Genomic DNA, 2,614 nt, shown 5'->3' on the forward strand with positions numbered 1-2,614 from the left:
ACAAGGGATTGGAATTATGAAATTAACTCAAGTTTATAATTTTATTATAAATTTCACTCAAAAAATCTTTCAATTCCTTTAACGAAGAACTTGAGACTTCATCAGGGTCTTCTAACATACGATATCCATCTGCAAAATAAAACATTAGTAAACCTGTTCCAAAATCACAAGCCTCATTTTCTAGAATAACCGTAGGTACATCCAATCCATTATTCCAGTTATAATTAGCAACAAAATAATGAGTTGTTTGTATTCGTTAACTGATTTATTATATATTCTTTATCTGTGCTATATAGTAACTGTTCGATGTATTTATTTTCCATTTATATTACCTCCTTGCTTCTATTGTTTTTCCATTTTTCTAAGCTTTCTTTCCCAAAGTTCTACTGTTGCTCCTTGACTAGGATATAATGGTAAGCCGTTCTCTTGCAATCTCCTTAAACTACTCTGCAACTCATAAACTTGCTTTTATAAACTCTCAACACTTTGGTTAATCTATTATTTTTATGCATTTTCAACTACTTCATTATAAACAGAATGATAGTCTCTATGCCTATACATAGGACTAATTCCAATACTTAAATTGCGAATCCTTTGAAACTAAGTGCCACTCATTTAAGCCTCCAGGTTCTCTAAGTTGACGTTCAATTTTCTTTCTAATCTTTTTATCTTTCCAAAGATCGTCTAGTTCACTAGTTATAAGAGAATTGAAGAATTTATTTCTACCGTATCATGGGGGTATCTACACAATCATAAATTTAACCATAAAAAGAAAAAGCCCCTAACCTCTTGAGAAATTAAGGACTTGATCTGTAGTCTATTTTCTGAATTGTTTCAATGCCTGGCACTAGATCTTAAAACTTTCATTCCAAAACTTCTAATCCTTTAGTAAATCTTCATCTAAAAATATATCAATATCATCTAACTCAATATCTATTTTCCTTACATGTTTCTTAAATTTAAAAATAAATTCTTTAAAAGTGTTTGCAATAAGATATAAATGTTCTGCTCCATCATCTTTTACTAGTTGTTCTTCGTGATACCAATAATAAACTCTATCTCTATAGTCTTCTTTCAAACCTAAACATATTAAATCCCCTCCATCCGCATCTGCAATAGGCATGACGTCAGTACCTAAAATCTCATGATACGTTTTTATGGCTTCTTCTATATCATTGTTATTATTTGTAAATCCATAAAAACAATTTATTGAATCAAACCCATCCTTTGGAGTTACAGGGGTACTCTCGATTGGCTGATACATTATGTCTTCTTTAATAAAGCTCCCTCCATATTCAAGTAAAAATTCCTTATAGTCCAATGGAATATTTACATTATAAAAGAGTTCTATCTTTTTAATACTGTTGCCATAATTATCTCTTTTTACTACACTCATATCTATATCGATAATAGTATTTAATGTTCTTTTCAATACTTCGTTCACTTATTTTTTCCTCCTCTTAAATCAGATGCAGAACCAATATGTGGTATATTTCCATGTAAATCAGTTGGAATCAATTCAATTTCAGTTGAGCTTTTATGATGTGGTGTTAATCCTTTTTCTTTAAGCCAAAATTTTGATTGAGTGATTGATTCAAATCCTTTCAACTGCTTAATTTTTTCATACACTATATTAAAATCTTTTTTCGTGCCATCCAATATACCTTTTTTAAACTTAAGGGACCCTTTACTCCATGGAGTGAAATTTGGTCTTCCCTCATTAAATTCTACACCTTCACCATTCGTTATTTTTTTTACTTGCGGTTTATCTGAATACCATTTCCCATTACCAGGTTTACCTTCCCATTGACCATTTTTTCTTGGTAACCTCGTTCTAGGATTACCGCTGCTCTCTACCTTTGTCATAGAGATCAACTGATTTTTGACCCCAGCACCATTCACCACATTATAAGGCACAACACCTGCATTCGCATAAGCTAATTGATTTCTAGGGGCATACGGTAATAAATCTAAACCAGAAATTTTTTGTGCTGCACCTTTTACCTTGCTGGCGCCTGCTTTGGTAACGACTTTTGTTGTTGCCATTCCGGTTTTTGATACGGCGCCCAACCCTTTTGTTCCCACTGCGGACAATCCAATAGTTCCTAATGCATAAGAAAACCATTCCGCACGTGACTTGGCGTCTCCGTTGATCACATCTCGTTCATACGAATCACGGATTGCCATCGATAAATAGTCAATTGTTTTGATTAGAGTTCATCGCCTAGTTCTTTTGCGAGTTTTAAAAATTCTTCTATGTTAGTTGTATTCGTCAGTTTCTTCTGTAACTCTTCCTTGTTATCTTCTCTAGAACAGGCTTTCTCCAGAAGCAAGTCTTCAATTTGATATTTCTTTACTGTCCGATTGTACAGTTTTCTAGTTATATCTTTCCACTTTTTGTATGTCCTTGAATACGATCTATGTAGTTTTGCATTTTCGACATGTCATTGGATAATTCCTCTAAGGCTTTACTTTGATTGTAAGCAAATTGATGGATTCATTTTATAAATATTTTTCAATGACTGCCACTATTCAAAAATACCCTATTCTCCTAGCTAGAGAATAGGGTATGATCTTTATTGTGCTTTTTCTGTGAAAATATATAATCCCTGCG

General features: G+C 32.7%; 4 protein-coding genes. All 4 read right to left on the bottom strand.

The genetic code is table 11. The annotated features are described in order from the left end of the window. Positions 1-22: 22 nt before the first annotated feature. Positions 23-205 (bottom strand): DUF4274 domain-containing protein, encoded by a 183-nt coding sequence (locus CW357_RS18710; RefSeq protein WP_241155184.1) that lies wholly within the window; start codon positions 203-205, stop codon positions 23-25. A 672-nt stretch (positions 206-877) separates the two neighbouring features. After that, positions 878-1,444 (bottom strand): SMI1/KNR4 family protein, encoded by a 567-nt coding sequence (locus tag CW357_RS17860; protein ID WP_119415214.1) that lies wholly within the window; start codon positions 1,442-1,444, stop codon positions 878-880. Next, positions 1,441-2,187 carry an HNH endonuclease family protein gene (locus CW357_RS17865; RefSeq protein ID WP_119415215.1) on the bottom strand — a complete coding sequence of 249 codons (747 nt, stop codon included), beginning with the start codon at positions 2,185-2,187 and terminating at the stop codon, positions 1,441-1,443. The genes CW357_RS17860 and CW357_RS17865 overlap by 4 nt, the downstream gene beginning before the upstream one ends. A 23-nt stretch (positions 2,188-2,210) precedes the next feature. After that, positions 2,211-2,333, bottom strand: coding sequence for a Nif11 family protein (locus tag CW357_RS18980; protein ID WP_369973762.1), 123 nt, complete (start codon positions 2,331-2,333; stop codon positions 2,211-2,213). Positions 2,334-2,614: the final 281 nt, after the last annotated feature.

This window comes from Rummeliibacillus sp. TYF005, from assembly GCF_003844195.1.
Lineage (GTDB): Bacteria > Bacillota > Bacilli > Bacillales_A > Planococcaceae > Rummeliibacillus.